General features: G+C 60.1%; 23 protein-coding genes. 8 read left to right on the top strand and 15 right to left on the bottom strand.

The features are described from left to right. Nucleotides 1-7: 7 nt before the first annotated feature. Nucleotides 8-3157, bottom strand: coding sequence for an efflux RND transporter permease subunit (locus tag ACXHRN_RS12165; protein ID WP_488641567.1), 3150 nt, complete (start codon nt 3155-3157; stop codon nt 8-10). After that, nucleotides 3154-4176, bottom strand: coding sequence for an efflux RND transporter periplasmic adaptor subunit (locus tag ACXHRN_RS12160; protein ID WP_488641566.1), 1023 nt, complete (start codon nt 4174-4176; stop codon nt 3154-3156). Before ACXHRN_RS12160 ends, ACXHRN_RS12165 begins: the two co-directional genes overlap by 4 nt. 613 nt (nt 4177-4789) lie before the next feature. Between ACXHRN_RS12160 and ACXHRN_RS12155 the strand changes: the two genes are divergently transcribed. Then, the gene (locus tag ACXHRN_RS12155; RefSeq protein WP_488641565.1) at nt 4790-5932 is read left to right on the top strand and encodes a helix-turn-helix domain-containing protein; all 1143 of its coding nucleotides are present in this window, start codon (nt 4790-4792) and stop codon (nt 5930-5932) included. Nucleotides 5933-5941: 9 nt separating this feature from the next. Here ACXHRN_RS12155 and ACXHRN_RS12150 read toward each other — a convergent pair whose 3' ends face one another. From ACXHRN_RS12150 to ACXHRN_RS12140, 3 genes are all read right to left on the bottom strand, one after another. Next, complete coding sequence (locus ACXHRN_RS12150; RefSeq protein WP_488641564.1) at nt 5942-6595, bottom strand: methionine ABC transporter permease; 654 nt, start codon at nt 6593-6595, stop codon at nt 5942-5944. Next, nucleotides 6592-7659 (bottom strand): methionine ABC transporter ATP-binding protein, encoded by a 1068-nt coding sequence (locus ACXHRN_RS12145; RefSeq protein WP_488641563.1) that lies wholly within the window; start codon nt 7657-7659, stop codon nt 6592-6594. Before ACXHRN_RS12145 ends, ACXHRN_RS12150 begins: the two co-directional genes overlap by 4 nt. 147 nt (nt 7660-7806) lie before the next feature. Continuing rightward, nucleotides 7807-8628, bottom strand: a complete 822-nt coding sequence (locus tag ACXHRN_RS12140) for a MetQ/NlpA family lipoprotein (RefSeq protein ID WP_488641562.1) — start codon at nt 8626-8628, stop codon at nt 7807-7809. Between the two features lie 377 nt (nt 8629-9005). Between ACXHRN_RS12140 and ACXHRN_RS12135 the strand changes: the two genes are divergently transcribed. From ACXHRN_RS12135 to ACXHRN_RS12110, 6 genes are read left to right on the top strand one after another with little or no spacing between them, the layout of a single operon-like run. After that, nucleotides 9006-9809 carry a MetQ/NlpA family ABC transporter substrate-binding protein gene (locus ACXHRN_RS12135; protein WP_488641561.1) on the top strand — a complete coding sequence of 268 codons (804 nt, stop codon included), beginning with the start codon at nt 9006-9008 and terminating at the stop codon, nt 9807-9809. Then, entirely contained in the window at nt 9797-10957 is a 1161-nt protein-coding gene (locus tag ACXHRN_RS12130) for a methionine ABC transporter ATP-binding protein (RefSeq protein WP_488641560.1), read from the top strand. Before ACXHRN_RS12135 ends, ACXHRN_RS12130 begins: the two co-directional genes overlap by 13 nt. Further along, on the top strand, nt 10938-11591 hold the full coding sequence (locus tag ACXHRN_RS12125) for a methionine ABC transporter permease (RefSeq protein WP_488641559.1): 654 nt from the start codon (nt 10938-10940) through the stop codon (nt 11589-11591). Before ACXHRN_RS12130 ends, ACXHRN_RS12125 begins: the two co-directional genes overlap by 20 nt. A 23-nt stretch (nt 11592-11614) precedes the next feature. Next, nucleotides 11615-12874: an SfnB family sulfur acquisition oxidoreductase gene (locus ACXHRN_RS12120; RefSeq protein WP_488641558.1), complete on the top strand. Its 1260-nt coding sequence runs from the start codon at nt 11615-11617 to the stop codon at nt 12872-12874. Between the two features lie 7 nt (nt 12875-12881). Next, nucleotides 12882-14117: an SfnB family sulfur acquisition oxidoreductase gene (locus ACXHRN_RS12115; protein WP_488641557.1), complete on the top strand. Its 1236-nt coding sequence runs from the start codon at nt 12882-12884 to the stop codon at nt 14115-14117. Between the two features lie 34 nt (nt 14118-14151). After that, nucleotides 14152-15561, top strand: coding sequence for an LLM class flavin-dependent oxidoreductase (locus tag ACXHRN_RS12110; RefSeq protein ID WP_488641891.1), 1410 nt, complete (start codon nt 14152-14154; stop codon nt 15559-15561). 104 nt (nt 15562-15665) lie between these two features. Here ACXHRN_RS12110 and ACXHRN_RS12105 read toward each other — a convergent pair whose 3' ends face one another. The 7 genes from ACXHRN_RS12105 to msrB (ACXHRN_RS12075) form a co-directional block, all read right to left on the bottom strand. Next, nucleotides 15666-15902, bottom strand: a complete 237-nt coding sequence (locus tag ACXHRN_RS12105; protein WP_488641556.1) for a hypothetical protein — start codon at nt 15900-15902, stop codon at nt 15666-15668. 5 nt (nt 15903-15907) lie between these two features. Next, the gene (locus tag ACXHRN_RS12100) at nt 15908-16417 is read right to left on the bottom strand and encodes a hypothetical protein (RefSeq protein ID WP_488641555.1); all 510 of its coding nucleotides are present in this window, start codon (nt 16415-16417) and stop codon (nt 15908-15910) included. Between the two features lie 148 nt (nt 16418-16565). After that, nucleotides 16566-18008 carry a coniferyl aldehyde dehydrogenase gene (locus ACXHRN_RS12095; RefSeq protein WP_488641554.1) on the bottom strand — a complete coding sequence of 481 codons (1443 nt, stop codon included), beginning with the start codon at nt 18006-18008 and terminating at the stop codon, nt 16566-16568. Nucleotides 18009-18185: 177 nt separating this feature from the next. After that, the gene (msrA, locus tag ACXHRN_RS12090; RefSeq protein ID WP_488641553.1) at nt 18186-18698 is read right to left on the bottom strand and encodes a peptide-methionine (S)-S-oxide reductase MsrA; all 513 of its coding nucleotides are present in this window, start codon (nt 18696-18698) and stop codon (nt 18186-18188) included. Continuing rightward, a complete protein-coding gene (gene msrB, locus ACXHRN_RS12085) occupies nt 18695-19144 on the bottom strand; it encodes a peptide-methionine (R)-S-oxide reductase MsrB (protein WP_488641552.1) in 450 nt (149 codons plus the stop codon). Before msrB (ACXHRN_RS12085) ends, msrA (ACXHRN_RS12090) begins: the two co-directional genes overlap by 4 nt. A gap of 184 nt (nt 19145-19328) precedes the next feature. Further along, nucleotides 19329-20063 (bottom strand): peptide-methionine (S)-S-oxide reductase MsrA, encoded by a 735-nt coding sequence (gene msrA, locus ACXHRN_RS12080; RefSeq protein WP_488641551.1) that lies wholly within the window; start codon nt 20061-20063, stop codon nt 19329-19331. A gap of 41 nt (nt 20064-20104) precedes the next feature. Next, nucleotides 20105-20605: a peptide-methionine (R)-S-oxide reductase MsrB gene (msrB, locus tag ACXHRN_RS12075; protein ID WP_488641550.1), complete on the bottom strand. Its 501-nt coding sequence runs from the start codon at nt 20603-20605 to the stop codon at nt 20105-20107. 455 nt (nt 20606-21060) lie between these two features. Between msrB (ACXHRN_RS12075) and glgA the strand changes: the two genes are divergently transcribed. Continuing rightward, entirely contained in the window at nt 21061-22539 is a 1479-nt protein-coding gene (gene glgA, locus ACXHRN_RS12070; protein WP_488641549.1) for a glycogen synthase GlgA, read from the top strand. Nucleotides 22540-22544: 5 nt separating this feature from the next. Here the strand turns inward: glgA and phnN are convergent, their stop codons facing one another. Genes phnN through ACXHRN_RS12055 form a run of 3 tightly spaced genes read right to left on the bottom strand, consistent with a single transcriptional unit; the run spans nt 22545 to nt 25007 of the window. Next, the gene (gene phnN, locus ACXHRN_RS12065) at nt 22545-23162 is read right to left on the bottom strand and encodes a phosphonate metabolism protein/1,5-bisphosphokinase (PRPP-forming) PhnN (protein WP_488641548.1); all 618 of its coding nucleotides are present in this window, start codon (nt 23160-23162) and stop codon (nt 22545-22547) included. After that, the gene (locus ACXHRN_RS12060) at nt 23159-24298 is read right to left on the bottom strand and encodes an alpha-D-ribose 1-methylphosphonate 5-triphosphate diphosphatase (RefSeq protein WP_488641547.1); all 1140 of its coding nucleotides are present in this window, start codon (nt 24296-24298) and stop codon (nt 23159-23161) included. The genes phnN and ACXHRN_RS12060 overlap by 4 nt, the downstream gene beginning before the upstream one ends. 1 nt (nt 24299) lies before the next feature. Next, nucleotides 24300-25007: a DUF1045 domain-containing protein gene (locus ACXHRN_RS12055; protein WP_488641546.1), complete on the bottom strand. Its 708-nt coding sequence runs from the start codon at nt 25005-25007 to the stop codon at nt 24300-24302. Nucleotides 25008-25027: the final 20 nt, after the last annotated feature.

Raw genomic sequence — 25027 nt, 5'->3', positions numbered from 1 at the left:
CCAGCCGCTATTTCGCGCCATCCCCTTTTTGAGCATCGTCGAGCGAACGCCCAAACAGGCCGGAGAACCATTCTGCAAATCGTTCCACAACGACAAACAATCCGGGGATGAACAACATTCCCACGGTTGTCGCCGCCAGCATGCCTCCGAGGATGGTAACGCCAAGCGCTTGGCGCGCATTTGCGCCTGCGCCCGTCGCGACCACCAGCGGGATCATCCCCAAGATAAACGAGACCGCAGTCATCATCACAGCTCTGAAACGCTGCGCTGCCGCTGAGATCGCGGAGTCGACGATGGAGAGCCCGCGCTCACGCTCGACGCGTGCAAATTCGACTATCAGGATGGCATTTTTCGAAGCGAGTCCGATCAGCAGAACGATGCCAATCTGCGCATAGAGCGAGTTCTCCAATCTCGTGACCGCGAGAGCCGCGATTGCGCCCAAGGCGGCGAAGGAAAGCGAAAGGATAATCGAAACCGGCAGGGTCCAGCTTTCGTACTGCGCAACAAGAAACAGGAACGCAAAAACGAGCGCCAGCGCCAAAATCAACGGAGTCTGGGCCGCGGACTGCCGCTCCTGCAGGGATAGCCCCGACCACTCATAGCCATATCCATCCGGCAACGTCTCGGCGGCCGCACGCTCGAAGGCGGCCATGGCCGTGGCCGAACTGGTCCCCGCGGCTGGAATTCCGTTCACCGGAGCGGCTGGAAAAAGATTGTATCGAGATAGCGAGAATGGCCCGAGATCGGGCTCGAGCGTCACCAGCGTACGCAGGGGCACCATTGCGCCGGCACTGCTCCTGACATGCAGGTTAAGAATGTCGTCCGGGACGATCCGGAACTCGCTGTCCGCCTGAAGGTTGACCCTGAATGATCGGCCGTCATGCGTGAAATCGTTGACATACCGTCCGCCGAACTGGGCGCCGAGAGTCGAATAGATTTGATCCACGCCGACGCCCAGGCTTTCGGCACGCGCGCGATCGACACTTACAAAAACCCGGGGAACTTCTGCGGAGAAGGGACTGGATGCAAACGCGATCTCCGGTGTCTCGCTGGCTGCCGCAATAAGTGCCCGCGTCACCTGACCAATGTCCTCGGGCGACTGGCCCAGCCGCGCCTGGAGCCGAAAGTCCAACCCCCCGACCTGCCCGATGCCAGGAATAGGGGGAGGAGCAAACACAGCAACATTGGCCTGTGGAAGAGTGGAGAAACGTGCATTGAGCGATGCCAGTAGGGCAGCCGTAGACAGGTTTGGCGTATCTCTCTTTTCCCAAGGCTCCAACATGACGATGGCGAAGCCGCCGTTTGGTACAGCGCCGTTCTGCAAAAGGCTGAAACCCGAAATCGCTACGACCTTGGCGACACCTTCCGTCTCCCGGAGGCTCTTTTCAATCTGTTGCATCGCTCTTTCGGTAGTCGAAAGCGCCGATGCATTTGGCAACTGAACGTCGACAAAAAGGAAGCCCTGATCCTCGTCTGGCAGGAACGACGTCGGCACGCTGCGGAAAAGAAGTGCTGCGCTAACGATCGTGGCAGCGAGGACGCAAAGAACAATGACGATATGACGGGCGATCCCGCCGACAATCCAGGAGTACCCGCTCCGTGTTCTTTCGAGCAGGGACTCAAAGCCTGCCAACAGGCCGCGGAGATCCGTCGGTTTGCGGAGAAGAGTTGCGCAGAGCGCCGGACTCAAGGTTAGACCGACGAATGATGAAAAAACCAGAGACGCGGAAATGGTGACCGCAAACTGTCGATAAAGCTGGCCGTTGATGCCTTCCAGGAATGCCGTGGGAACAAACACCCCCAACAGCACCATTGTCGTGGAGATAATCGGCCCGGTAACCTGCAGCATAGCTTTTTCGCTTGCAGCTTTTGCCTCCAGTCCCTGGTCCTTCATCAACCGCTGGACGTTTTCGACAACGAGAATAGCGTCGTCAACCACGAGTCCGGTCGCCAGTATGAGTGCAAGCAGCGTGACGAGATTGATTGAAAACCCGGCGACATAAAGAACAGCGAAGGTTGCGATCAGCGATACGGGAATGGCCAGAGAGGGAATAATCGTCGCGCGCCAATCGCCGAGAAACAAGAAAGTAACCGCCACAACGATCGCGAATGTGATCGCGAGCGTTATCATGATTTCGCGGATGGAGGCGCGCACAAACAATGTTGAATCATATACCGGCTCATAAGCCAGACCGGGCGGAAACTGTTTTGAAAGACGTTCAAGCTCCTTCCCAACCGCATCCACTGTGCCGAGAGCATTGGCGCGCGGCGCTTGATTTACGACCAGCATTGCGCCGGGAGCCCCGTTTACTCTGACGCTGGACGCATAGCTCTGCGCCCCGAGTTCGACCCGGCCGATATCGCGAACATGGACGAGAGCACCCGCTTCGCCCGTTTTCACGACGATGTTGCCGAAAGCTTCGGCGTCCTCCAGTCGCCCTTGGGCGACCAGCGTGTATTGAATCTTCGCGTGGTCTTGCGAAGGTGGGCCGCCGATCTGGCCGATCGACGCCTGAATGTTCTGGGCTTGAATGGCGGCGGCCACATCATCCGGTGTGATCTCCAGCGCCGCCATGCGCACGGGATCCATCCAGATACGCATGCTGTATTGGGAGGAACCCATGACCGACGCTTCGCCGACGCCATCCACGCGCGACAGGGCGTCGGTCACATTCATGGAAAGGTAGTTAGAGATTTCAAGTTCGCTGAGCGTCTGGTCCGGAGAATAGAACCCATAAGCCACAAGGAAATCAGGCGAACGTGCCCGCACGGTAATCCCTTGCTGAGACACCGCGGCCGGCAGCTGTGCCGTCGCGAGCTGGGCTCGATTTTGAACATTAATCTGGGCAAGGTTGGGGTCGGTGCCGGCAGCGAAGGTCACTGTCAGCGAGTAGGAACCCGCATCGGAACTGTTTGACGACATATATATCATGTCGTCAACGCCGTTGATCGCCGTTTCCAGCGGGTCCCCGACCACCTTTGCGATAACCTCGGCGCTGGCGCCAGGATAGAACGCCGAAACCGTGATGCTCGGCGGCGTTATGTTGGGGTATTGGGCAATGGGAAGGCCGAAAATTGACAAGGCGCCGGCAAGGCACAAGATGAGGGCGACGACGATTGCAAACCGTGGACGGGAGATGAAGAAGCCCGAAATCATGGTTGCTCCCCGGTGTCTTGCTCGACAGGCTGCACAGCGATGCCATCGGAGAGCCGTTGCGTCCCTTGCACAACCACCTTTTCCCCTGATTTCACGCCCTCGCGGACAGCCCAGAGGTCACCGACCTTCGCCCCGGTGTCGATGCGGCGTTGCCGAACAATATTGTTCTCGCCCATCACGTATAGGAAGCGACCATCACGATCCTGCAGGACGGCGGATTGGGGAACGGACGGCCCGCTGGCCTGCTCGACACTACCAACAATGAGCTTGACGAACTGGCCCGGCATCAGCAAACCCTCAGGATTTGGGAATATCACGCCGACGGTTGCCGTTCCTGTAGTCGCAGAGACTTCCGGCGACAAAAACTCCAGAGTGCCCTCATGCTGATAAAGAGTTCCATTCGGCAATCTCAGGCTCAATTTCATCGCGTCGACTCTGGACGTCAACGCCCCTGCTTCTTTTTGACGGTAGGTCGTGATCTCCCTTTCGGTGACAGAAAAGACAACGCGCACCGGATCGACCTGGACCAGTCGGGCAATCGCTCCGACGTCAGGTCCGACGAAATTGCCCTTTGTGAAGAGTGGCTGTCCGATGCGTCCGGAGATCGGCGCCACTATCTGCGTGTAGGAAAGATTGAGCTCTGCGGTAGTCAATCCTGCTTGAACTGCGGCAAGATCCGCTATCGCAATGTCGACGGCTGATTTGGAATCGTCGTATGCGGCGCGCGCCACCGCATTGCGCTGGATAAGCTGCGCATTTCTATTTCTGGTATCCTCGGCCTGCCGTCGGGTCGCCTCAGCGCGCTCGACTTGTGCCTTGGCGGCGGCGACGGCAGCTTGGTAACCCGCTGGCTCAATGGCAAACAGAAGATCACCTTCCTTTACCGCGGCGCCTGGCCTGAATGCAACTTTCTCAATGAACCCGGAAACGCGCGCGCGAATATCCACGGCCTGTAGTGCTTCTACCCGACCAATGTTCTCAGTCGGTGGTTCGATCGGCCCATCGACGACCGTCTGCACCACGACAACAGGTGAAGGCCTGCCCCTAGAAGTGGCATCCTGTGCCGATAGGGGGGAGGGCTCTAGCGGAAAAATTGCGAGATAAACGGGGAAGACTAGGACTCTCCAGGAGATGCTTCTCATACTGAATCCCCAAGGCGATCATGGCACCGTGTGGTCGAAACATATATCGGAATCCATTAGGCGGACAAGAAATTCCCTGCCTGCACCAGTAGTATTGGACCCAATGCCAAAGGTTGGGACGCAGAGCGGACATGCACGGTGTCGTTACCGATCCGGGTGTTGGGTGACCTGGAAATCTGCGAGTTGCCGCCGCCTGGAGTGCATCCCAGTCGCGCCTTGGCCACTTTGGAGCGCTACTAAAGATTGAACAACATAGAAGGTCGATATCGCCCATCGCAACATTAAAGTGCACTCTGCTCTAGGTGCGACTGCCTACTAAACAACTCAAACTGATTGTGCTACACCCTCTCTGGTACGCAGACGAAAGTGAGGTCACGGAGATCCGGGAGAGAGCGATGTCGAAGCAACACCTTCGAACGAGTGGGTTTCTCTTGATTGTGGCATGCGAAGTTCGGTCGCATGCTGCCATCAGTCTTGTGAGTGCTGGGCTATGAGTGCAGAAGGCGCGAATGGGCGAGATATGCTGCCCAGCAGTATAATCTCGGATGTAGCCGCAACGGCGTCGGGGCAAATCCAGCCTGAACCAGAACAAAGAGTGCGTGGCGCCAAACTGCCCGCCTACGAGTTCACAACGCACGATCTCCCCCCAGGATATCAGTTTGAGGCTTGGCGAAACAATTTCGCATCGATGCTCGAGTTTGATGACCCCAACGACACGACGGTTGGCTTCGGCGGCAAGCAAGTGACCTGGGACCTCGGCTGCCTCGCCTTCTCTCGCATTAGGACGGATGAGCTGGGATTCTCCAGCCTGCCCGGACATACACGGAGGGATCCCCTGGACCACTGGACCTTGACAACGCTGCTCCATGGGAACGTCAAGACGATCGCGCCAATCAGGACGTTTGAGAGCAGCGCCGGCATGGTGCAAGTCCACCCCTTGGGACGAACGTTCGAAGGCAGCGTCAGCAACGCCGAAATGCTCATTCTGTTCGTTCCCCGCGATTTTTGTACCGAGGTTGCCGGTTCGTTAAATGCTTCGGAGTTCTCAAATCTCAGGACCGGGATGGGGCGGCTGTTCTCGGATTACATGATTGGCCTGGCCAAGCGCCTGTCGATGATTGAAGAAGCTGAACTTCCAGCGCTCGTGGCTGCCACGCGAGCGATGATACTGGCTTGCGCGTCGCCCTCGCCAGACCGCATAGAAGAAGCACGGGATCCGATTGCCGTGGTCCTGATCGAAAGAGCCCACCAAATTATTCAAGCTAGATTGTTCGATCCGACGCTCGGAGCTAAGACACTACGTCGAGAACTTGGCGTTTCACGTTCGCGGCTCTATCGCTTGTTTGAGCCTTTTGGCGGAGTCGTGCATTACATCCAGCATCGACGTCTGCTTGATGCTCATGCTGCACTGGCCGATCCCAACGATCAGCGCCGTATCATAGAGATCGCCGAGCAGCGCTGCTTTAATGATGGAACAGAATTCAGCCGCGCCTTTCGACGTGAGTTCGGTTGTAGCCCCTCCGATGTGAGGAGCGGGCGAAGGGCAGATTTGCCATACAAGCCTGCGGCCGACCTCAAGTCGTACGCCCCGGAAGATCGCTTCGGAATGCTGCTGCGCAGGCTTCAGGGTTGAGCCCATGATCTAGCGATGATCCAGGCGCGCCACCAGCCTGTCGCCCAGCCACTGGATGCCGCAAACCAGAACGATGAGCACGATCACCACCGCGATCATCACGCTGGTCTCGAAGCGCTGGTAGCCGTAGCGGATGGCGAGATCGCCAAGCCCGCCGGCGCCGATCGCTCCCGCCATGGCCGAGGCACCGATCAGCGTTACCAACGTCACCGTAAATCCGGCGACGATGCCGGGCAGAGCTTCCGGCACCAGAACCTCGCGGACGATTGTCCAGCGGTTGCCGCCCATGGAGCGCACTGCGTCCACCAACCCGGGAGCCACTTCGCGTAGCGACACCTCGGCGATGCGGGCATAATATGGCGTAGCGGCAATGGCGAGCGGCACGATCGCTGCCCACGTGCCCAATGACGTGCCGACGATGAGGCGGGTCAGAGGTATCAAGGCTACCAGCAGGATGATGAAGGGCACCGAGCGAAAACCATTGATCACGGCGCCGAGCGCTCGATTCAGCCAGAGATTTTCGGCAATGCCGCCCTTGTTGGTCATCACAAGCGCAAGACCGAGCGGCAAGCCGGCCACCAATGATATCAACCCGGAGGCGCCTGTCATCAGGATCGTGTCCCAGAGCGCGCTAAACAGCAATTCAAGCATTATAGGCGTCATGATCCCAGCACCTCCACCCGTGCGAGCCGGGCCGTTAGAAATTGTTCGACGCGATGAGCGAGCGTTGTGTCCGCAGTCGGCACGGCGATGAAGAAGCGGCCGACCGGTTGGCCCTGGATGTGATCGACACCACCATGGATCAATCGGAAGGAGCCGGGCAGCGCACCGGCAAGCTCGAACAGCACGGTCTGTGCTTCCGAACTGGCAATGTCGACACCCAGGACGATCTCATCGCCTTGCTGCGCGATCCTTGCCGCGATCGCTTCCGGAAGCTGCGGGCGGATGCCGCCGAGCAGGCTGGTCGTGACCTCGGACTGAGGGCTGGCGAAAACCGACCAGACCTGTCCTTCCTCCACTATGCGGCCGGCATTGATAACCGCGACGCGGTCGGCGATAGACCGCACCACTTCCATCTCATGGGTGATGAGCAGGATGGTCAGGCCGAGCTTGCGATTGATATCCTTCAAAAGCGCCAGGATCGACCGCGTGGTTTCGGGGTCCAGCGCGGACGTTGCTTCGTCGGAGAGCAATAGGGCAGGGCGCGCCGCAAGCGCTCGCGCAATGCCGACCCGCTGCTTCTGGCCGCCTGAAAGTGCCGCGGGATAGGCGCCAGCTTTCTCTGCCAGGCCGACAATCTCGAGCAATTCGCTGGCCCGCTTTAATCGTTCGGCTTTTGACACACCGCCGATCTTCAGCGGCAAGGCAACATTTTCTGCGACCGTCTTGTTGGCCAGCAGGTTAAAGTGCTGGAAAATCATGCCGACGCGGCGGCGGAGCGGCTGCAACTCGCGCTCGGCGAGACCGGTTATCTCCCGGCCTTCGATATATATCTTGCCGGAATCGGTTCGTTCCAGCCCGTTCAGGCAGCGGATCAGCGTCGATTTGCCTGCACCGCTGCGGCCAATGAGGCCGAGGATCTCGCCCTTGCGGATTGTCAACGATATGCCGTCGAGTGCCGGCGTCGTGCCGAAGTGCCGATGAACGCCGTCCAGTCGGACGATTTCGCTCTGCTGGTCGGATGGTGCACCCGCTTTGAGCTCTGAGGCTGAAACAAGGGAGTTCATGCATGGTCCTTCTTGGATATATCGCCCCACACGCACCTGTCGTTCCCCTTGCAGAGGCAGCATGGCGGTAGTCAAGTGCATGAAGGGCAAATTCCCTCGCCCCGTCTTGCGGGGAGAGGGTCAGCGGTCACGCTTGCTTGGCTATTCTCAATATGCGCTAAGGCCTGTGCCCTTGTAGACCTTTTCGAATTCGGCCTTGACCGCGTCGTTCTGGTAGGAGGAGACGAGGGTCTTTACCCATTCCTCATTCTCGCTACCCTGCTTGACGGCAATGAAATTGCGGTAGGGATTGTCAGCGATCGGCTCCTGGGCAATGCGATCGGACGGTGTGAGACCGCTCTTGAGGGCCCAGTCGGTGTTGACCACGGCGGCATCGAGGTCATCGATCGAGCGGCCGACGATGCCGGCATCGAGTTCCTTGATTTCAACCTTCTTGGGGTTTTCGACGATGTCGGCGATGGTGGCGAGAATGCCTGTACCGTCCTTGAGCTTGATCACGCCCTCATTCTGCAGGACGCGCAACGCACGGCCCTCGTTCGACGGATCGTTGGGCAGGCCGATCACGGCACCTTCCGGCAGTTCTGCCACTGTCTTGAACTTCTTCGTGTAGAGACCGATCGGCCAGACACCGGTAAAGCCGACGGGCACGATGTGATAGCCGTGCTGTTTGATCTGGTTGTCGAGATAGGGCTTGTGCTGGAAAGCGTTGGCGTCGATTTCGTTGTGCTCGAGCGCTTCGTTCGGCTGGGTGTAGTCGTTGAAGGTGACGGTCTCGATCTTGAGGCCCTTCTTGGCCGCCTCGGCCACGACGACGCGCCAGACGTCTTCATCCTCGCCGCTCATGATGCCGACCTTGATGGACTTGTCCTCGGCGTGGGTGATCGCGGGCGACGCGAAGCTGAGAAGTGCAAGGGTGGAGGCGGCGACGAAACCGAATGTGCGGCGCGTGAATTTCGAATTGTTGATCATGGTGTTTCCTGTCGCATTGTTTTGATTGGGAGGAGTAAACTTGCGCATCCTAGGATCGCAAAGCTGACGCGCCGTATCCAAGCATCGTTGCCTCATCAACATGGGCTGATGGGAAAAGCTTTGCTGTCGCAGCACGACGCATTGAAACAAAATACTATTAAATATATAGATTATATAATTTATTGGAATCGATCAACCTTCTTCATGATCTGCCCGGTGACGGCAACTCGGTGATCATGATGGCGAACAGTCGCGTGAGGCGGGCTTAGCCATCCTTCGCAGAAAGATATTGCGCCGCACACTTTACGATTGACATAGTGCTCTTTGTATATAGTTTTTATAGGTAATAGAGCGATTCAATCAAACGAGGATGCATTATGAAGTTCACGATAACAGGTCTTCTCTCGGCAGCGGTCATAGCGCTCGCCACGCAGGCGACGGCGGAGACGGTCAAGGTCGGGGTGGTGCCGGGCGTCTATGCCGATTCCATCGAGGCCCTTGTTCCCGAGGCGAAGGCCAAGGGGCTCGATATCGAGGTTGTCGAGTTTACCGACTGGACCACGCCGAATATCGCGCTGCAGGCCGGCGATATCGACCTCAATTATTTCCAGCACAAGCCCTTCATGGACAATGCCATCAAGGAGCGTGGCTACGAGTTTGGGTCAGTCGGCACCGGGGTGCTCGCCAATATCGGCATCTACTCGCTGAAGTACAAGGACTTCAAGAGCGTGCCGGATGGCGCCACCGTTGCCATCGCCAATGATCCGGTCAATCAGGGCCGCGGCCTTCTGCTGCTCGACAAGGGTGGCTTGATCAAGCTCAAAGACGGCGTCGGCTTCAAGGGCACGATCGATGACATCATCGACAATCCCAAGCACGTGACCTTCACCGAAGTCGAAGGCCCGCAGCTGGCGCGCATCACCGGCGACGTCGATCTGGCGCTCGGCTATCCCCATTTCATCGTTGCCTCCAAGGCCTTCGATCCGAGTTCCGGCCTGATCTACTCGGGCGTCGGCGACAAGCAGTTCTCGATCGTGTTTGCTGCTCGCAAGGACAAGGTGGATGAACCGGCTCTCAAGAAGCTGGTCGAGCTTTACCAGAACTCTGACGCGGTCAAGGCGGCGATCGACAAGGCTTTTGCCAACGACAAAAAACTCTACACGCTGTCATGGCTGAACTGATCGAAAGCCCACGCGCCAGAAGCGAGATGGGGGCAGCGCCTGACGCCGTCCCGAAATCCGCTGCAAAGGCGTTGCCTCCGCTACACCCGCATGTCGAGCCCGCGTCAAAGCAGCCCGGTACGGTCCGTTTTGACGCCGTCGAAAAGACCTATGTCTCTTCCTCCGGTGACGTGCATGCCCTGCAGGGCATCAGCCTCGATATCCCTGCGGGTGCGATCTGCGGCATCATCGGCCGCAGCGGCGCCGGCAAGTCCAGCCTGCTCAGGACGATCAACCGGCTGGAAAATCCGACAGGCGGCCGGGTACTGGTCGACGGCGAGGATATCGCCACCTATGACGAGAATACGCTCGTGGCGCTCCGCAGGCGCATCGGGATGATTTTCCAGCATTTCAATCTGCTATCGGCCAAGACGGTATGGGGCAATGTAGCGCTGCCTTTGCTGGTGGCCGGCGTGCCTCGCCGCCAGATCGAGACACGCGTCGCCGAAGTTCTGAAGCTGGTGGGGCTGGAAGACAAACAAAATGTTTATCCGTCCCGCCTATCCGGTGGCCAGAAGCAGCGCGTCGGCATTGCCCGTGCGCTGGTGCACAAGCCGGAGATCCTGCTTTGCGACGAGGCGACATCAGCCCTTGATCCGGAGACGACGCTGTCGATCCTGCAGTTGCTCAAGGACATCAACAAGCGGCTCAACATTACGATCGTGCTGATCACCCACGAGATGAGCGTCATCCGCGAAATCTGCGACGAGGTGTTGGTGCTCGAACAGGGCAAGGTCGCCGAAGCTGGTCCGGTCTGGCGGATTTTCGGCAATCCGGATCACGATGCGACCAAGGCACTGCTGCAGCCGCTCAGCCGGGATATTCCGGAGGATGTAGCCGCTCACCTGACCGCTGAACCGGGTGGCGGACGCGAGGCCATCATCGAGCTTTCCTATACGGGCGAGGGTGGCCTGGAACCGGACATCGCCGCCATTAGCGACGCCATTGGCGCGCCGGTGCGTCTGTTGCAGAGCGCGCTTGATCGGATACAGGGACATGTCCACGGACGGTTGCTGATATCAGCGCAGCTCGCCTCGGGCGCATTCGAACGGCTCGGCGCGCTTGCACACAGGGTAAAGGTCTTGGGCTATGTCGCCAGCAATGTTTGAACGGCTCGGATGGGCATTCCTGGATACGGTGATGATGGTCGGCATCTCGGCGCTGATCGCGCTCGCCGCCGGCATACCGCTTGCCGTGTTCCTGGTGCTTTCCGGACCAGGCGGGCTGATCCACGCGCCGCGCGCCAACAAAGTGCTGGCGGCCTTGATCAACGGCTTCCGCGCCACGCCCTTCATCGTGCTGCTGGTCGCGCTGCTGCCCTTCACCCGGTTTGTGACGGGAACGACGATTGGCGTCTGGGCGGCGGTCGTGCCGCTGTCGATCAGCGCCACGCCGTTCTTTGCCCGCATCGCCGAGGTCAGCCTGCGCGAGATCGACGGCGGTCTAATAGAAGCGGCGCAGGCGATGGGATGCCGCCGCTGGCACATCGTCCGCCATGTGCTGTTGCCCGAGGCACTGCCCGGCATCGTCGGCGGCTTCACAATCACCATCGTCAGCATGATCGGCGCATCCGCCATGGCGGGTGCGGTAGGTGCTGGCGGCCTTGGCGACATGGCGATCCGCTACGGCTACCAGCGCTTCGACACCACAGTGATGGCCGTCGTCATCGCCGTTCTGATCGCCATGGTCTGCATCGTGCAGTTTGCCGGTGACCACGCCGTGCGGCGCCTGCGCGCTCGATAGTTCTGAAAGTGCGGAGAATGCCCATGTCCCGTCTGTCTCAAGCCAAGCGAGCACCGCTCGCGCTCAACAAAGACAGCCGACGCAAGCCGCTGCCGCCCTCAACGCCACATCGCATAGTCGACGATGCCGAAGCCATTGCGCTTGCGGAGGCACTGGCCATGGTGTTCGCGAAAGGGGCTTCCGACCGAGACCGTGATCGGCGCCTGCCATGGGACGAGATCGAAGCCTTTACGGCAAGCGGCCTTGGCGGGATTACCGTGCCCAAGGAATATGGCGGCGCCGATGTCTCCTATGTGACACTTGCCAAAATCTTCGAAATCCTCTGTGCCGCCGATCCGGCGCTAGGCCAGATCCCCCAGAACCATTTTGGCGTGCTTGCTCTGATCCGCGAATATGGTACGCCGCAGCAGCGGTCACGGATCTATCGCGACGTTATGAACGGCTTCCGTATAGGCAATGCCGGGCCGGAGCGCGGTACCAGGGCCGTCAATGTCGGTACGACCCGGCTCAGCCGAACGGCACAGGGGTTGCGACTGACGGGCAAGCGTTTCTACGCGACAGGCTCGATCTTCGCGCATTGGATCCCCACGCGGGCACTTGACCACCAGGATCGTCCTGTCCAGGTCTGGGCTGCCCATGACGCCGCCGGCGTCAACGTCATTGATGACTGGAGTTCGTTTGGCCAGCGCACGACGGCCAGCGGTACGGTGGAATTCGACAATGTGCTGATCGATGAAATGCTGGTGCTGCCGGTTTGGTCGTTTGCGGATCGTCCCGGTCTAACAGGCCCCATCTCGCAATTGATCCAGGCGGCCATCGACAGCGGTATTGCTGCCGCAGCGATCGCCGATACCATCGCCTTCGTCAAGGACCACGCCCGGCCATGGACGGATTCCGGACTGGAAGTCGCAAGCGACGACCAGACCATCATCCACGAGATCGGCCATCTCCAGACCGAGCTACACGCGGCGCAGGAACTGCTCTATCAGGCAGGAGCTGCGCTCGACCGGATCGCAGCCGCGCCGGTCACCGATGCCTCGAGCGCCGAGGCGTCAGTATTCGTCGCCGAGGCCAAGATCCTGACAACAGAGATCGCGCTCGAAGCAACCGAAAAGCTGTTCGATCTGGCGGGCTCAGCCGCCACCCGCGCCAAGCACAATCTCGATCGTCACTGGCGCAATGCCCGGGTGCACACGCTGCACGATCCGGTGCGCTGGAAATATCACCTGATCGGCGCCTATGAACTCAACGGCACGTTTCCAGCGCGCCACCAGTGGAATTGAGGTTGATATGTCGATCACGGGGATTAGCGATATCGCCAGGCCCGCACCTGCGCCGAAACAGCGACCGCATTTGATCGCCTCTGACGCGGAAGCGATCGAGGTCGCGCATCGGCTGGCGGCGGAATTCCTCACCAATGCATCGCGCCGCGACCGTGAACGGCTGTTGCCATGGGATGAGCTGGACCAATTTGTGCAGAGCGGTCTTTGGGGCATTACCGTGCCGAGCGAGTACGGTGGAGCCGGCGTCTCGAATGTCACGCTCGCCAGGGTGGTCGCCATCATCGGCGCGGCGGACGGCTCGCTGTCACAGATCCCGCAGAACCATTTCTATTCGCTCGAAGTTCTGCGAGTGGGCGGCAGCGACGCGCAGAAGAAATTCTTCTACGATCGTGTGCTTGCCGGCGAACGAACAGGCAATGCATTGGCCGAGATCGGCGCCAAGGATTTCAAGCGGCGGACGCGGCTGGTGCGCGATCCAGCGGGCTGGTTCGTCGACGGCCAGAAATTCTATTGCACGGGGGCGATCTATGCCCACTGGATACCAACGCTGGTGGCGGCGGAAGAAGACGGCAAGCTGGTCCAGTATCTCGCCATCGTCCCCCGCAACGCACCCGGCGTCACCATCTACGATGATTGGGATGGGTTCGGCCAGCGGGTCACCGGCAGCGGCACGGTGCATTTCGAGCGGGTGGTTGTCGACCCGGAATGGGTGGTTCCGTTTCAGGTGTCGTTCGAGCGTGCCACGACCATCGGCCCCGTCGCGCAGATCATGCATGCAGTGATCGATCTCGGCATCGGGCAGGGCGCCTATCAGGACCTGCTGCGTTTCGTGCGTGAGCGCGCCCGGCCGTGGATTGACTCCAAAGTCGAGCGAGCCGCCGATCCGCTGACGCTACGGGAGATCGGCAATGTTCGGGTTCGGCTGAGGGCCGCCGAGGCATTGTTGGAGCGGGCGGGCCGCACCGTCGATGCTGCTCAGGCCGATATGACGGAGGAAAGCGTGGCGGCGGCTTCGATCGCCGTGGCGGAGGCGAAGATCCTCGCCACCAAGGCCGGATTGCTGGCTTCAAACAAGCTGTTCGAACTTTCCGGAACCTCTGCTACCCTGGCCGAGGATAATCTCGACCGTCACTGGCGTAATGTCAGGACACATACGCTGCACGATCCGGTGCGCTGGAAATATCAGGCGGTCGGCAACTATTATCTCAACGGCAAGCGACCGCCGCGCCATGGTGCTATCTGACCCCGACGCGATCTGACCGAAGAATGGAATGACAATGACCGCCAAGAAGAAGCAGATCCTGCTCAACGCCTTCAACATGAATTGCGTCGGCCACATCAATCACGGTCTCTGGGCGCATCCGCGCGACCGTTCCAGCGAGTACAAGAACCTCGATTACTGGACGTCGCTCGCCAAGACGCTGGAGCGCGGCCTGTTCGATGGCATTTTTCTGGCTGATATCGTCGGGGTCTATGACATCTACCAGAATTCCGTGGACCTGACGTTACGGGAATCGATCCAACTGCCGGTCAACGATCCGCTGCTGCTGATCTCCGGCATGGCGGCGGTAACGAAAAATCTCGGCTTCGGCATCACCGTCAATCTCAATTCCGAGGCGCCCTATATTTTCGCACGGCGGATGTCGACGCTCGATCACCTGACAGGCGGGCGGGTCGGCTGGAATATCGTCACAGGCTATTTGGACAGCGCCTCGCGCGCGCTGGGCCTCGACGGCCAGGCCGAGCACGACCAGCGCTACGATCGCGCCGACGACTATCTGGAGGTGCTCTACAAGCTTTGGGAAGGCAGCTGGGATGATGATGCGGTGCTCAACGATCGCGCGCGGCGGATTTTTGCCGATCCCGCCAAGGTGCGAGCGATCAAACACGACGGGCCGTACTACAAGTCAGAGGGCTACCATCTCTCCGAACCGTCGATTCAGCGCACGCCGGTGCTCTACCAGGCAGGCACATCGGGACGCGGACGGCAGTTCGCAGCCCGGCACGCCGAATGTGTTTTCATCACCGCGACGGATCGGAATGCGGCCCGTGCCACTGCGCGGACGCTGCGCGAGGCGGTGGTTGCCGCCGGTCGCCGCGCCGACGACATCAAGATCTTCATCGGCATAACAATCATTCCGGGCCACACCCAGAAAGAGGCGGACGACAAGCTCGCCGAATATAAGAGCTATGCCAGCCCGGAGGCAGGTCTGGCCCATTTCGCCGGCGGCACCGGCATCGATTTTTCGCAATACGAACTTGACGAGCCGATCACCTATGGAACCTCGAACTCGATCCAGTCGGTGACGCAGCTAGCCAAGCAGAAGGGCTGGACCAAGCGGCAACTGCTGGCAGAAGTCGAGATCGGCGGCCGCTATCCGATCATCGTCGGCGACGCGGCAAAAATCGCCGACGAACTGGCGGCGTGGATCGACGAGGGCGAGATCGACGGCTTCAATCTCACCCGCACAGTGACACCCGAGAGCTACGAGGATTTCATCGACATCGTCGTGCCGGAATTGCAGAGCCGTGGCATCTACAAGACCGAGTACGGGGAGGGATCGCTGCGCAACCGGATCTTCGGCGAGGGCAATCGACTGCCGGCGCGGCATACCGGGGCATCGTTTCGCGCCGAAGGCAAGATCGAGTTCGCCAACAGCGCATCAATCGAGAAATATGGCAGGTAGCCCGACTATCTTTTACGCGGTGGCTCGACGGTAAGGGGTACGCAAAGGCGTGAAGCCTGTCGCAGGGCTTCCCTCGATCTATGTCGCAACAGTTGCTGTCGCGTTCAGCCCATTCCGGCTGACGCCAATCTCTGCAAAGCCTCCGCCACGCTGATGCGCTGATAGGTTTCGCTGACCAGCCCGTTCTGCCGCAACGACAGGCGGCGGCTCTCCGCAAGTGCGCGCTCTTCCGCGGTTACATCCCTGGCCCGCTCCAACAGCCATTGCATATAGGTGTCCTCGGTCTCTTTCACGGGCCGCCCGCCCTCCGGCTTGGCGCGCGTGGCCTGGATCTCGGTCACCGCCTTCAGCGCCTGGCTGGGATTATATTCGGTGCGCTTGTCATTGCCCGATATTTCGAGGTCAGGATCACTGACGCGTCCGGTGGCGCTGTAGACGAAGCCCGAGACGATGCGATCGAACGCCGCATCCTCCTCCTTTGGGCGATGCACGACCGTGCGGGGAGGCGATCCGGCACCGCCAACCGGGTGATGCCGCGATCGTTGATCGCGTCGAGCACCTCGCGATGATCCAGCGAGGTGATGACCTCGCGGCGCGCCGGCCAGAAATCGTAGGGCGCATGTGCACCACGACCCTTGCCGATATGGAAGGCATATATTTCCGGATAGACCGCCAGTTCTTTCCGTCGCGAAGGTTTGATATCGTAGAAAGAGGTCATGGCGATCTGCAAGAGATGCGTCGCCCCGATGCCACCGAGGGATTCGTCGATCACCAGTCCGAAGCGGTCATGGGCGTGCCAGTGCGGAAAGACATCGGGGATGGAGGCAGATTCGCCGTTGATTTTGACGTCGAACATTCCGGCACTCAACAAACTTACCACATGCATCTACCGTCTCCTGGCGATATCGGCCCGACTCCGCGAACCATCTCTCGTTACGGCAGGTTAAAGTCCGGCGGGCATTTGTCCAGAGCGCAGATCTTCACGATGTCCGCGACATTGCCCGTCAGGCAAAGCGGTTGAGAATCTTGAGCAACTGGCGTGTCAGCCATCCATAGGGCGGGTAGAGCAGCGAACCCGACGAAAACCGCGACTGATAGAAGACCGGTTTCTCCTTCGACAACGACCGGAAGCCGTATTCGCCGTGATAATGGCCGCTGCCGGAGGCGCCAACGCCGCCGAAGGGCAGGTTGTCCTGGGCGATGTGCACGATCGTGTCGTTGATCGTCACGCCGCCGGAAATCGTATGGGCCAGCACCTTGTCGCGCGCCGCATTGTCGCCGCCGAACCAGTAGAGGGCGAGGGGGCGGTCGTGGTTGTTGACATAGCCGATCGCGTCATCAAGGGTGTCATAGGGAACGATGGGCAGGATCGGCCCGAAGATTTCCTCCTTCATCACCGTCATGTCGGCATCGACGCCAAGCAGCGCGACCGGCACCATGACGCGCGCATTGGCATCGCCGTCACCGCCCAGGGGCAGGAGCTGGGCACCCCGGGCCGTCGCATCTTCGATCAGCCCATTCAGCCGCGCGAACTGCCGGGCATTGACGATGCTCGCGTAATCGGGGTTTCCGGCAATGGTGGGATATTGCCTGGTGACGCTGATGCGTAGCGCATCGACGAACTTCTCGACGAGATCACGCGGCACCAAGGCATAATCGGGGGCGATGCAGGTCTGGCCGGCATTGAGCAGCTTGCCCCAAGCGAGCTTGTTCGCCGCCATCTTGAGGTCGGCCGTGGCATCGATGATGGCCGGCGACTTGCCGCCCAGTTCCAGTGTCACCGGCGTCAGGTTCTTCGCCGCCGCCTGCGCCACCAGCTTGCCCACCGCTGTCGAACCGGTGAAAATCAGGTGGTCGAAGGGCATGGCGGAAAACACCTGCGCGATCTCAGGGCCGCCGGTGACTACGGCGACTTCGTCCTCGGTGAAGAACTCGGCGATTGCAGCCTTCAGCACCTCGGAGAATTCCGGCGTGAATTCCGACGGCTTGAGGATGGCGCGATTGCCGGCAGCAAGCGCACCGACGAGCGGATTGAGCAGCAGTTGAAGCGGATAGTTCCATGGCGCCATGATCCCGACGACGCCGAGGGGCTGGGCGAGAATGCTTGCGCGGCCCGGCAAGAACGCCCAGCCGACCCCAATGCGGCGCGGAGCCATCCAGCCGCCCAGATGCCGGCGCGCGTGACGAATGGCAGCACGCACCACCATGACCTCGGTGATCGATGTCATCACAGCCGAGCGCCCGCCGAAATCGCGGTCGATCGCCTCGGAAAACTGCGCCTCGCGCGCGATGACCATTTTCTCCAGCCTGTTCAGCCGATCGACACGGACTTGCCTGGAGGGAGACATATCCTTGGCGAACGCCTGCCGCTGGATCTGGAGGATGCGGGTGAGCTCGGATGGGATGCTCTCGCCTTGCGAGGCGTTGATCGGCGTTTCGATATTCATGTCCAGACACTCCGCATCACTAGTCACTTCGGCAAGGCGCTCTAAGAGGAGCGAGCCACAATCCTAGCCGGGATCGACGATGAGTTGCAATCCGCCATTTTCACGTCATCCCTTGATACGAAGATGCCCGGGAAGCGGTGGCTTCCCGGGCCTCATATCGGTTTATCGATCGGGCGATCAGGCCGAAGCTTTTTCGCGGATCGGCAGCTTCCAGTTCGGGCGAATGAAATGGCAGGTATAGCCATTCGGAATCCGTTCGAGATAGTCTTGATGCTCCGGCTCTGCCTGCCAGAAGTCACCAACCGGCGACACTTCGGTCACCACCTTGCCCGGCCACAGGCCCGATGCATCAACATCGGCGATGGTATCTTCGGCAACCCGCTTCTGTTCGTCGCTGGTATAGAAGATCGCCGAACGGTAGCCCGTTCCGAGATCGTTGCCCTGACGGTTCTTGGTGCTGGGATCGTGGATCTGGAAGAAGAATTCGAGCAATCGGCGAAAACTGATCCGGTTGGGATCAAACATGATCTCGATCGCTTCGGCATGGGTGCCGTGATTGCGGTAGGTCGCGTTCTTGACGTCGCCGCCGCTATAGCCGACACGGGTCGAAATCACGCCATCATAGCGGCGGATGAGGTCCTGCATGCCCCAGAAGCAACCACCGGCAAGAACCGCACATTCTACAGTCATTGGATTTCCTCCACTTGGTTGAGATAATCGGCATAGCCCTGCGTTTCCATGTCGTCGCGGTGGACGAAACGCAGCGAGGCCGAATTGATGCAATAGCGCAGGCCGCCACGGTCACGCGGGCCGTCCGGAAAAACGTGACCCAGATGGCTGTCGCCGAATTTCGAGCGTACCTCGGTGCGGACCATGCCAAGCGTGGCGTCGCGCAGTTCGGCAACGTTTGCCGGCTCGATCGGCTTGGTGAAGCTCGGCCAGCCGCATCCGGATTCAAACTTGTCCGATGAGGCAAAAAGCGGCTCTCCGGAAACCACGTCCACGTAGATGCCGGGTTCCTTGTTGTCGACATACTGGCCCGTCCAGGGCCGTTCCGTGCCGTTTTGCTGGGTTACCCGATACTGCTCCGGATTGAGCTTGGCGACGGCTTCGGATGTCTTTTGATAGTTTGTCATGTTGATTCATCCCAGAGTTTGGCAGCGGGTTGGCTGGCGACGATTGCCTGTATCGATATTACGCGTCCTGCGATCGATGGCTACATCGTGCTCTATCCCGCCGCTCTTTTCCCGCCCAATATAGGAATTAGGCGAACAGAATCCAAGACGCTCCGGCGCAGGTGCCGGGGCAGGCTGGTTCGCCTCAATTGGCTTCGGAAACCTTCACCAGCACGGGCTGGTCACGGTAATCCTTGGGAAACAGTCGCTTCAGGTTTTCGATCTTCGGCAGGTCATTGTAGACGATATAGGGGTAGGTCGGATTGAGCGTCAGGAAGTTCTGGTGGTAGCCCTCGGCCGCGTAGAACGACTTGCCTGGCTCGATCGTCGTGGCAATCGGCTGGCCGAACACCTTCGCCTTGTCGAGTTCGGCGATATAGGCCTTGACGACCTCAGCCTGTTCGTCACTGGTCGGGAAGACAGTCGAGCGATACTGGGTGCCACTGTCCGGCCCCTGGCGGTTTAACTCGGTCGGATCGTGGGCGACGGAGAAATAGATCTGCAGCAGGTGGCCATAGCTCACCTTCTTCGGATCGAAGATCACCTTGACCGACTCCGCATGCCCCGTATTGCCGCTGCCGACGACTTCGTAGATCGCGTCTTTTTGCTTGCCGCCGGCATAGCCCGATGTCGCATCGATCACGCCGTTGACATGCTGGAAGACACCTTGCACGCCCCAAAAGCAGCCGCCGGCAAACACGGCCGTCTCCATCTTGGCGGTCGACTGCCTTTCGTCCACGCTCGGCGGTGGTATGGCGATGCCCTCTTCGGCAACCGCCACGCGGGAGTAAAGCGCCACGCCGGCTGCGAGGACGGCAGCCACCAGCACGGCGCGTGAGGTCCAGCGGCCAAGCCGGCTGGTAAGTGAGATTCTTGTCATCTCGATATCCTTTCAATGTGAGGCATTGCCGACTGCGGCGCTTACGCCGCCGCCGCCACGAATTTGAGCGCTACGCCGTTCATGCAGTAGCGAAGCCCGGTTGGCGGCGGGCCGTCGTCGAAGACATGGCCGAGATGGCCCGCACAACGGCTGCATTCGACGGCTGATCTGATCATGCCGAGGCTCTCGTCACTCCTGGTGACCACGGCATTGTCGAGCGGCTGCCAGAAACTCGGCCAGCCGGTGCCGCTGTCAAACTTGGTTTTCGATGAAAACAGAGGCAGGTCGCAGCCGGCGCAATCGAACGTTCCCACTCGGTGTTCATCCAGCAGCACGCTGGTGAACGGTGCCTCGGTGCCTGCGTGCCTGAGAACCTCATATTGCTCTGGCGTCAGTAGCTTTTGCCATTCCGCGTCAGTATGGGTGATCGTGTTGCCAGATGCGGCAAATGCGCCTCTGGCTGCTGTCAGAATAGCACCCGGAAATGCCGCTGCGGCCGCGAGCGCCGCTCCCGACCTTAATATTTGTCTGCGCGTGAACATGTGTTTCCTCCTGAGCATCGCGATTGCTGCGCGAGTACTCTCCATACGGGCGGCAAGGTCTCACAGTTTCAACATCACTGTAAAATCACTTGCTGTTGACGGACGACGGGCCGCCGATGCCGGAAAGTTGAGAACTGGTCGCATTTTCGTCACATCGGATCATGGCCCCCTCCCGCAGCCAGTTGCGCTGCAAAAAACTTTGCGAATTCTAGCGACAGACCTGCAGCAATTCACTCTCCGGCAACCATTTCCATTCAGGCTACAGTCACGCCAGCGTTGCTGGTTCGCTTCTCTTGATCGTGCACCCGGGGCGGGGGCACGAATCGAGAGAACCTCCAGGAGATTGTCCTTTTGAAGGAACTAGCGCCGATCTGCGCAGTTCTTTTGTTGACATGACTCCGTGTCTCGGCGAGGCTCTGTCTTGGAGGATCTATCGGCAAACTGGGGAAACGGGAATGCGGGTTCTGTCGGTGACATCGGAAATCTTCCCACTGGTGAAAACCGGTGGCCTGGCAGATGTTACCGGTGCGCTCCCAAAGGCCCTGCAGGAATTTGGCATTGCCACGATCACGCTGATACCCGGCTATTCCTCGCTGCTGCCGATGGCGCGTGAAGGCGCGCCGCTCGCGGTTTTCGAGGATGTGCTCGGTGAATCCGCCGTTATTCGCCTGCTGCAGACAGACGACCTGACGCTGCTGGTGCTCGACATTCCTACGCTCTACGATCGCCCGGGCAGTCCGTATCTCGATGAAAACGGCAAGGACCACCAGGACAACTGGAAGCGTTTTGCAGCGCTGTCTCTGGCCGCAGCAAAGATTGCCAGCGGTGCATTGCCGGGCTGGGTGCCGGACCTCGTCCATACGCATGACTGGCAGTCCGCACTGACCTCGGTCTATATGCGCAGCATGGGTTGCGAAACCCCCGTGGTGCTGACCATTCACAACATCGCATTTCAGGGACAATTCGCTGCAGCGCTGTTTCCCTATCTGCATCTGCCCGTCAGCACATATTCGCTCGATGGCCTCGAATATTACGGCGACATCTCGTTCTTGAAGGGCGGGCTGATGACGGCCAATGCCGTCACCGCGGTCAGCCCCACTTATGCCCGCGAAATCCTGACGCCGAAATTCGGTATGGGAATGCAGGGCGTATTGCGGGCGCGGGTGGATATCCTCAAGGGTATTCTCAACGGCATCGACGACGAAATCTGGGATCCCGGCAACGACGCATATCTGCCTGCATCGTTCGACGTCGACACCGTCGAGCAGCGTCGCAAGAACCGCCAGAAACTCGTCGAGGAGTCCGGTCTGGACGACAATGGCGGGCCGATCTTTGCTGCTGTCAGCCGCCTGACCTGGCAAAAGGGCATGGATATGCTCGCCGATGTTGCCGAGGAGATCGTCTATCGCGGCGGTAGGTTGATCGTCTGCGGGCAGGGCGATGCGGCCATCCAGGACATGTTGCTCGATGCTGCCGACAGGTTGCCGGGAAAAGTCGCCGTACATGTCGGCTATGACGAACGGGTCGCTCATCTCATCCACGGCGGTGCTGACGCAATCGTCCAGCCGTCGCGCTTCGAACCCTGCGGCCTGACCCAGCTTTATGGCCTTCGCTATGGCAACGTGCCGATCGTTTCGCGCACCGGCGGCCTGGCCGAAACTGTTATCGATGCCAACGACGCTGCGATGGGTGCAGGCGTGGCGACGGGGTTCCAGTTCCACCCGGTCACGACAGAGGGACTGCGCCACGCGATCCGCCGGGCGATCGAGGTGTTCAACACGCCAGGACAATGGCAACGGCTGCAGCAGCAGGGCATGAGCGCCCGCTTCTCCTGGGAGCGCAGCGCCAAGCTCTACGCCGAACTCTACACCAGTCTGCTGCCGTCAAAGGAAACCCCGATCTGGACTGCGCCGCAGGCTGCTGCGGCCTCCTGAAGCGTCTAGCGGGCAGTTGCGCAGGCTTGTCCAGCCAGGGGCGCCGAAAACCCACTGCGCTTGGCCACCGCGATGATCGTGCTGAGCAACGCCTCGCCGGCGTCTTCGATCGCACCGCTATTGTCGATCGTTATACATTCGCAGTTGCCCTGCCAGTCTTCAGTCGCACGGGCGAGCCGCTTGCGGATGTCCTCCGCACTCTCGCGGCCGCGCGCCGCCAGCCGCTCGGCGATGATCTCGGGGCGCGCCGTGATGGAGATCGCCACGACCTTCAAATAGGCCTTGAGGAATTCCGGGATGGCGGCGCGTGAGCCATTGACGACAAGCGTGTCACCGAGAGCGATCCGCGCACTGGTGTTGGCCGGCACGCCATAGAACAGCCCATGCGCACCCCAGGAAACCGCAAAGGCGCCCTGATTTCGCAGCGTTTCGAATTCCGCCACGGTCACCGCCTGGTGATCTTCGCCGCCGGCATCGCTGTCGCGGGTGATGAAGCGTCTGACAAAGCCGATATCGGTCTCGTCCGCCAGTCGCTGCCGGGCGTAGTCCAGAAGCGTGTCCTTGCCGGCGCCGCTTGGGCCGACAACGACGATCATCGTGCCGGGCATGTGTTCGCCGCTCATATCACCCGGTTTCCTTCCCTCCAGACCGAACGCACCACCGGCACGCCATCCATGCGGTGGATGCGGACGACGTCGGCGCGCAGTTCGGGAGCGATCCGGCCGCGGTCACTGAGGCCGACGGTGCGGGCAGGGGTGGAGGTGACCAACGCGATAGCCTGCGGCAAGGGCATGCCGTCATCGCCGTCCGCCAGTACGAAAGGCGCATGGATAAGGCTGAGCGGCACATAGTCGGAGGACAACACGTCCAGCAATCCTGCATTGGCGAGATCGCGCGCGGAAATGTTGCCGGAATGCGACTTGCCGCGCACGATGTTCGGTGCACCCATCAACACGCTGAGCCCGGCCTCGTGGGAGGCACGTGCCGCCTCGATGCTGGTCGGGAATTCCGCCAGGCGGACGCCATAGGCTATGGCCTCGTTGACATGCTCGATCGTGGCATCGTCATGCGAGGCAACGGTGATGTTGCGCTCGGCGCAGGCACCCGCAATCGCATCGCGATGCGGCTTGGCATAGAGCGCGGAAGATTGCTGGCGGGCGGCACAAAAGACCGCGAAATCCGCGTCCGACATGCCGCGCTTTTTCTGGTAGTACAGGCTGTACTGCTCGAGCGTCTGGAATTGTCGTTGACCGGGCGCATGATCCATCAAGGACACAAGACGCACCTGCGGATCATTCTCGAAATCTTCGAAATGATCGAGCACATTGGCGGACGACACTTCGCAACGCAGGTGGATCAGATGCTCGGCCTTCAGGCGCTTGTCGCGGCTGGCGGAAGCAAGCGCATCGGCCATGTCACGCATCTCGCCGAGCTCAAACCCGCCGTCCTCGTCCGAGCCCATGCGCAGGCAGTCGAACACTGTGGTGATGCCGGAGGCGGCGACCTGGGAATCATGGGCCTGGATGGCGGCAATCTTGCCCCAGCGGACACCGGGACGCGGGGAGTAATGCGCTTCAAGGTGGTCGGTGTGGAGTTCGATCAGCCCAGGGATCAGGTAGTCGCCTTCAAGATCATCCCCGAGACGAGTCGAGCCCTCGGAGATGTCGGCGATCTTGCCGTCACGGATGAGGATCGAGCCGGAGATAATCTCGTCGTCGAGGACGATATGGGCATTGCTGAAAACGGTTTCCTTGGACATGTCAGGCGGTCTTTCCTAGGCGAATGGCGGACAATGGCTGGATCCTGTCTAGCACGAAGGGGGCGCCGCGCGCCGGCTCCTTGAACAGGGCGAGATGGGCGATGTCGAGCGGCCTGTCGATGATCTCGGAGAAGGTTTCGGCAAGCACCGTGCGCATTGCGGGTTGGCGCTCGGCCGGCACCTGGCCGGTCAAGGTCATGTGGAAGCGGAAATCCTCGAACACATAGGGATAGCCCCATGTCATCAGGTGGTGGCGCTGGCTGGCCGACAGGCTGTCGGGCCTGCGCCGCGCAATGTCCTTTTCGTCGATCGGTGCGCGAAACTGCTCGAAATGCCGGACGCATATGTCGGCGAATTGCTGCAACTCGGTGTTCCAGTCAGCCGGCACCAGCGCAAAGAACGCGCCGAGCTGGCCGAGCGTGATCGAGGGAATTTGCAACGGCGCGATATTGGCGGCAAAGGCATCGAAATCAGCATGCAGCGCGGCTTCGCTTGCGCTTTCGGCGAGCTCGAAGGGTGCCTTCAGCGTTGCATGAAAGCCGTAGCGCATTGGTTCGGCCGTCAGTTCAGCGAGTTCCGCTTCCGGGAACGCTGCGACCTCTGGCTGCTGTATCTCCTGGTTGCGAAAATGATCGCGGCCGAGCCAATTGGCGGCGAGAACCGCGAGGGCATCCCCCTCCGGTGGAGTGAAATAGATGGCATACCGCATGGTGGTTCCAATGAGACTCG

Source organism: Shinella sp. OV683 (genome assembly GCF_057787725.1).
Note: the sequence above shows the minus strand (reverse complement) of the source record. Positions and strands in the feature narration are given on the sequence as shown.

Coding starts and splice junctions, on each gene's coding strand:
- ACXHRN_RS12145 (WP_488641563.1), bottom strand. CDS start 7,659: ATGAACTCCCTTGTTTCAGCCTCAGAGCTCAAAGCGGGTGCACCATCC.
- ACXHRN_RS12055 (WP_488641546.1), bottom strand. CDS start 25,007: ATGCGGTATGCCATCTATTTCACTCCACCGGAGGGGGATGCCCTCGCG.
- ACXHRN_RS12060 (WP_488641547.1), bottom strand. CDS start 24,298: ATGTCCAAGGAAACCGTTTTCAGCAATGCCCATATCGTCCTCGACGAC.
- ACXHRN_RS12125 (WP_488641559.1), top strand. CDS start 10,938: ATGTCGCCAGCAATGTTTGAACGGCTCGGATGGGCATTCCTGGATACG.
- msrB (WP_488641552.1), bottom strand. CDS start 19,144: ATGACAAACTATCAAAAGACATCCGAAGCCGTCGCCAAGCTCAATCCG.
- ACXHRN_RS12120 (WP_488641558.1), top strand. CDS start 11,615: ATGTCCCGTCTGTCTCAAGCCAAGCGAGCACCGCTCGCGCTCAACAAA.
- ACXHRN_RS12135 (WP_488641561.1), top strand. CDS start 9,006: ATGAAGTTCACGATAACAGGTCTTCTCTCGGCAGCGGTCATAGCGCTC.
- ACXHRN_RS12100 (WP_488641555.1), bottom strand. CDS start 16,417: ATGTTCGACGTCAAAATCAACGGCGAATCTGCCTCCATCCCCGATGTC.
- glgA (WP_488641549.1), top strand. CDS start 21,061: ATGCGGGTTCTGTCGGTGACATCGGAAATCTTCCCACTGGTGAAAACC.
- ACXHRN_RS12155 (WP_488641565.1), top strand. CDS start 4,790: ATGAGTGCAGAAGGCGCGAATGGGCGAGATATGCTGCCCAGCAGTATA.
- ACXHRN_RS12150 (WP_488641564.1), bottom strand. CDS start 6,595: ATGACGCCTATAATGCTTGAATTGCTGTTTAGCGCGCTCTGGGACACG.
- ACXHRN_RS12095 (WP_488641554.1), bottom strand. CDS start 18,008: ATGAATATCGAAACGCCGATCAACGCCTCGCAAGGCGAGAGCATCCCA.
- msrB (WP_488641550.1), bottom strand. CDS start 20,605: ATGTTCACGCGCAGACAAATATTAAGGTCGGGAGCGGCGCTCGCGGCC.
- ACXHRN_RS12165 (WP_488641567.1), bottom strand. CDS start 3,157: ATGATTTCGGGCTTCTTCATCTCCCGTCCACGGTTTGCAATCGTCGTC.
- ACXHRN_RS12110 (WP_488641891.1), top strand. CDS start 14,152: ATGACCGCCAAGAAGAAGCAGATCCTGCTCAACGCCTTCAACATGAAT.
- msrA (WP_488641551.1), bottom strand. CDS start 20,063: ATGACAAGAATCTCACTTACCAGCCGGCTTGGCCGCTGGACCTCACGC.
- ACXHRN_RS12140 (WP_488641562.1), bottom strand. CDS start 8,628: ATGATCAACAATTCGAAATTCACGCGCCGCACATTCGGTTTCGTCGCC.
- phnN (WP_488641548.1), bottom strand. CDS start 23,162: ATGAGCGGCGAACACATGCCCGGCACGATGATCGTCGTTGTCGGCCCA.
- ACXHRN_RS12115 (WP_488641557.1), top strand. CDS start 12,882: ATGTCGATCACGGGGATTAGCGATATCGCCAGGCCCGCACCTGCGCCG.
- msrA (WP_488641553.1), bottom strand. CDS start 18,698: ATGACTGTAGAATGTGCGGTTCTTGCCGGTGGTTGCTTCTGGGGCATG.
- ACXHRN_RS12130 (WP_488641560.1), top strand. CDS start 9,797: ATGGCTGAACTGATCGAAAGCCCACGCGCCAGAAGCGAGATGGGGGCA.